The sequence below is a fragment of the Phormidium sp. CCY1219 genome, from assembly GCF_055795085.1.
The window spans coordinates 1-2,658 of the sequence record NZ_JAYFEQ010000970.1 but is presented as its reverse complement, the minus strand read 5'-3'; the positions used below and the strand labels follow the sequence as shown (position 1 = coordinate 2,658).

The following is a 2,658-nucleotide window of genomic DNA, read 5'->3' as shown; positions in this document are numbered from 1 at the left end:
CCTGGATGCGAGCCGGTTTCAACCCACGCCGGGGATTGCGGATCGCCCCTGGATGCGAGCCGGTTTCAACCCACGCCTTTTTCGTTTAATTGTTGTCTCTCTCCCTATCCCCCGATGAGCATCCTTCGCATTAAACTCGAGGACCTGCAAGCCGATTGTGTGGAATTGCGCTATTGGGTCAAACCCGACATCACCTATGAATCTCAAACCTTAAGCATAGCACAAATATCCGAACTTGTCAAGGAAAGCCAGACCAATTATTACTTTCTCGACCCGAAACTGCAGCAATTCGGGCAGCGGTTGTTTTGCTGGTTGGATGGGGAGGGGCGGTGGTTGAGTCGCGCCATAGACCAGTGCGGGGAAGATGTATTGATGTTAGCCATTGCCCCCTCACAACGATTGGCCCATTTGCCTTGGGAAATACTGCACGACCGCAGCAGTTTTTTGGTTCAACGGGTGAATCCGATGGTGGTGCCGATGCGGTGGATAGAAGGGAAGACACCGCCACTGCCCGACCCGCAGCAAGGCCCGTTGCAGGTATTTTTTATGGCTACTTCTCCGGAAAACGTGGCACCGGTGCTCGACTTTGAGCAAGAAGAGGCGCGCATTCTGGCGGCCACGAAAGACAATGTGGCGGTGCAAGTGCGGGTGGAGGAAAGCGGTTGCGTGGCCGAGTTGGCCACAACCTGGAAGCGATACAAAGCCAACCATTTCCACCTGTTCCATCTCACGGGACATGCAGACCTGGAGCGCCAGAACCCCTATCGTCCCTATTTCCTCACCGAAACCGAAACCGGAGAAGCGCACCAGACTTTTGTGCGAGAGCTGGCAGAGGTGTTTCGCACCCGCTGGCCGGGGTTAATCTTTTTATCCGGATGTCGCACGGGACAGGCAGGGCAGAATGGCGCGGTGCCCTCAATGGCGGAAAGTCTGATTGGCGAAGGGGCGCGGGCGGTACTGAGTTGGGGACTGCCGGTGGCAGACCGAACCGCCACCACGGCTGCCGCACATTTGTATCGGGAGTTGGCGCAGGGGGATACCTTGGCGCAAGGGTTGGCCAGTACCTACCGCTACTTGTTGGAAAAAGAAGGATGCCGGGACTGGCACTTGCTGCGGTTATACGTGGGCGGCCACTGTCCCGGTGCCTTGGTAGAACCCTGGGAGAATTATAATTGGCAACCGCCAGAATCGCCCCAGGAGGAGTTTCTCGACCCTGAGACCCAGGAAGTGCGAGTGGCGACGCGGGAGGAGTTTGTGGGACGGCGACGCACCCTACAGCGCTGTTTGCGGAGGTTGCTGAAATCGCCCCAGTTTCTCGGGGTGCTGATTTACGGCATGGGCGGCGTGGGGAAAAGTACCGTGGCGGCGCGATTGCTGGAACGGATGCCGGGGTACAGCCTTATCTTTATCCATCGCGGTTTGGACGAGCAGAAGTTAATCAACGCCTTGTATCGCCAATGTACCAGCCAGACGGGGTTGGAGATTTTGCAAAGGAACTTGCCGCTGTTGCAGCGCCTGACACTGTTTCTGCAAGGGGGATTGAATGAGGAGAACCAGCAGTTGGTTTTTGTGCTGGATGATTTCGAGGCGAATCTGGAAGCGCGGGCCGATGGGCAGCAGGTATTGAAACCGGCAGTGGTGTCCGTGTTGCAGGATTTGTTGCAGGCGATCGCCAACTCGCGCCGTCTCCATCGCACCATCCTCACCAGTCGCTACGATTTTCCCCTCCCCGAACCGCTGAATCGCCGCCTTCATCGGGAATCCTTGGCCGCATTACGCGGGGCAGATTTAGAGAAAAAGTGCGATCGCCTCCCCTCGTTGCAAAAAGGATCCGAGGTAGAGGAAAGCTTGCAGCAGCGGGCGAAACGGGCCGCCGATGGCAACCCCCGCTTGTTGGAATGGTTGGCGCACATCTTGCCGGAAACCGGCCTGCAGGTGGAAGACTTTCGCATCCATATTCTCGCTGAAGAATTGCTCGCGCAGCAGGCGGAAGACCTGCGAGAGATGCTGCGCTTGGGGTTGCTGTTTCAGGTCCCCGTCCCCCACGCGGCATTTGCAGACATGTGCCGCCCCATCCGCAATCTAGAGACTCACATCCAGCGCGCCCAGTCCCTGGGATTGCTCGAAAACATCCCCTCCCCAGCAGATGGCACCTTGCTGCGGGTACCGCGCCTGTTGCCCCTGCCCCTGCCCGAAAACAACCCCCCCTTGCACCGTGAAGCGGCAGAGATATTATATCGGCATTGGTGGGAAGACTCGGAAAAGCGAACCGAGGAACGACTGAAAGAAATTCATCGCCTCGCCTTGTGCGGAAATGCCGGAGAAATTGCGGCCAATATGGGAAATGTGCTGGGTACTCTATGGAATAAAACCAGTCAGTTTCGAGAAGCGCTCAAAATCTGCCAAGACACCTTAGCAGTGATTGCAGATTATCGCATCTTTCGTAATCTGGCGCGGTCTGAGCAGCAACTCGGGGAGGTGGAAAAGGCAGCAGCACACTATCAACAAGCATTAGACCATTGTCCCCCAGATGATGAACGAGGAAAAGCCGCGATCGTTCATGATTTAGCAACCCTCAAAACACAGCTTGGGGAAAACGAGGCGGCGATCGCCCTTCACACCGAATCCTTGGAACTCTACGAACGCATCGGCAACTTG

1 protein-coding gene is annotated in these 2,658 nt (G+C 56.6%); it reads left to right on the top strand.

Annotation, left to right across the window (positions count from 1 at the left end):
• Positions 1-114: 114 nt before the first annotated feature.
• Positions 115-2,658: CHAT domain-containing protein (locus tag AC0QH1_RS31180; RefSeq protein ID WP_324635335.1), on the top strand; the 2,544-nt coding region annotated here is incomplete at its 3' end.